The sequence below is a fragment of the Streptomyces sp. WM6372 genome (genome assembly GCF_001279655.1).
Taxonomy (GTDB): domain Bacteria; phylum Actinomycetota; class Actinomycetes; order Streptomycetales; family Streptomycetaceae; genus Streptomyces.
This window is the reverse complement of the sequence record NZ_LGDB01000064.1, coordinates 1-2,390: the sequence shown is the minus strand read 5'-3', so window position 1 is coordinate 2,390 and position 2,390 is coordinate 1. Positions and strand designations below refer to the sequence as shown.

The 2,390-nt window shown below is 73.3% G+C and carries 1 protein-coding gene; it reads right to left on the bottom strand.

The genetic code is table 11. From position 1 onward, the window contains the following. Positions 1 to 2,390: acyltransferase domain-containing protein (locus ADK52_RS07375; protein WP_159045862.1), on the bottom strand; the 2,390-nt coding region annotated here is incomplete at both ends.

The window sequence follows — 2,390 nt, the reverse complement described above, 5'->3', positions numbered from 1 at the left end:
CACGGAGGCCTCGGTGGCCGGGGTGACCGGGGCGAGGCGCGGGATGCGGATGCCGTCGGCGCGGACCGCGCTCTCCGGCTCGCCGGAGGCGATGACGGCCGCAAGTCCGTCGGTGGCCGAGGCGAGGTCGGTGAGCTGGATCCGGCCCGGGTTCTCCGCCTGAGCGGCACGGACCAGACCCCAGACCGGGGCCTGGGTGAGGTCGATGGTCTCGGAGGCGGCATCCACGACCACCGCACCCCGGGTCGCGACGACGAGGGTCGTCTCCGCGAACCGCTCCTCGGCCAGCCACTCCTGCACGACCGCCAACGTCCGGGCGGTAGCGGAACGCACCGCCTCGGGCAGCGAACCCTCCGTGCCGGGAACGTGGAAGACCACCGCACCCGACAGCTCGCCCTCCGGCAGCTCACCCCACACGTGCTGCTCGGCTACGGCATCCACAGGGACCGCCAGCGGACGCCAGGCGATCTCGAACAGCGAATCCGGCCGGCCCCCGCTCAACTGCTCCTGCGACACCGGGCGGAAGGTCAGGCTCTTCACCGACAGCACCGGGGCGCCGGCCGCATCGGCCGCGTCCAGGGACATGGTGTTCTCGGACGTCCAGGAGATCCGTACGCGCAGCGCCGTGGCGCCGACCGCGTAGAGGGACACGTCCTCCCAGAAGAAGGGCAGCAGCGGCTGCGCCCCCTCGCCGGACGAGTCGTCCGCAGCCGGACCGCCGATGCCCAGCGCGTGCATCGTGGCGTCGAGGAGCGCCGGGTGGACCCCGAAGCTCTCTGCGTCACCGTGCGCCTGCTCGGCCAGTTCGATCTCGGCGTAGATGTCGTCGCCGGAGGTCCATGCGGCCGTGAGGCCCTGGAACACCGGGCCGTAGTGGTAGCCGCGGCCCTGGAGCAGTCCGTACGTGTCGCTCACGTCCACCGCGGTGGCGCCGGTGGGCGGCCAGACGGTGAGGTCCGTGCCCGCGGCGACCGGGCGGGTGCCGAGCAGGCCGTCGGCGTGCAGCAGCCAGGGGGTGTCGGCCGGTTGGTCCTCCTGGCGCGAGTGGACCCGTACGGTCCGGCGGCCCGTGTCGTCGGGCGCGCCGACCGACACCTGGAGGGCGACTCCGCCGTGCCGGGGCAGTACGAGCGGGGCCTGGAGGGTGAGTTCCTCCAGCACGGGGCAGCCGACCTGGTCGCCCGTCTGGAGCGCCAGCTCGACGAAGCCGGTGCCCGGCAGCAGCACGCTGCCCAGCACGTCGTGGTCGGCGACCCAGGCGTGCGTGGCCGCCGAGAGGCGGCCGGTCAGCACGGCCTCGTCGGACCCGGCCAGGGTGATGGCCGCGCTGAGCAGCGGGTGGCCGACCGAGGTCTGGCCGTGGTGGGCCACGTCGGTGGCCGGGGTGGCCTCCAGCCAGTACCGCTCGTGCTGGAAGGCGTACGTCGGCAGCTCGACGCGCTGCGCGCCGGTGCCGGCGTAGAAGGCCGTCCAGTCGATGCGCGTGCCCGCGGTGTGCAGGTGGGCCAGTGCGGTCAGGAGGCTCCGGACCTCGGGGCGGTTCCGGCGCAGGACGGGCTCGATGACGGTGCTCTGCCCGTCCAGGGAGACCTGGGTGAGCGCGGTGAGGATGGCGTCGGGGCCCAGCTCGATGAAGCGGGTGACGCCCTTCGTGGCCAGGTGCTGGACGGTGTCGGAGAAGCGGACGGCCTCACGGAGGTGGCGGGTCCAGTAGTCCGGGGTCCCCCAGTCCTCGCTGAGCTCGCCGTGGACCCCGGCGACGACCGGGATCCGGGCGGGCGCGTACGTCACGGACTCGGCGACCGCGCGGAACTCGGCGAGGGCAGGGTCCATGAGCGGGGAGTGGAAGGCGTGCGAGACCCGCAGCCGGGTCGTCTTGCGGCCCCGCTCGGTGAAGTGCGCCTGGATCGCCTCGACGGCCTCCTCCGTACCCGACACCACGATCGAGCGCGGGCTGTTGATCGCCGCGATGCCGACCGTGTCGGTCAGGTGCGGAAGGATCTCCTCCTCCGTCGCCTGGATCGCCGCCATCGCGCCACCGGCGGGCAGCGCCTGCATCAGGCGGCCCCGGGCCGTGACCAGTCGGGCCGCGTCCTCCAGGGAGAGCACGCCCGCCACATGGGCCGCGGTGATCTCACCGATGGAGTGCCCCGCCAGGAAGTCGGGCCGTACGCCCCAGGACTCCACCAGCCGGAACAGCGCGGTCTCGATCGCGAAGAGAGCGGGCTGCGTGAACGCCGTGCTGTTGAGCAGCGCCTCGTCCTCGCCCCACATCACCTCGTACAGCGGGCTGTCGAGGTACGTGTCCACGGCCGCGACCACCGCGTCGAGAGCGGCGGCGAACACCGGGAACGCCGCGTGCAGTTCACGCCCCATGCCCAGCCGCTGCG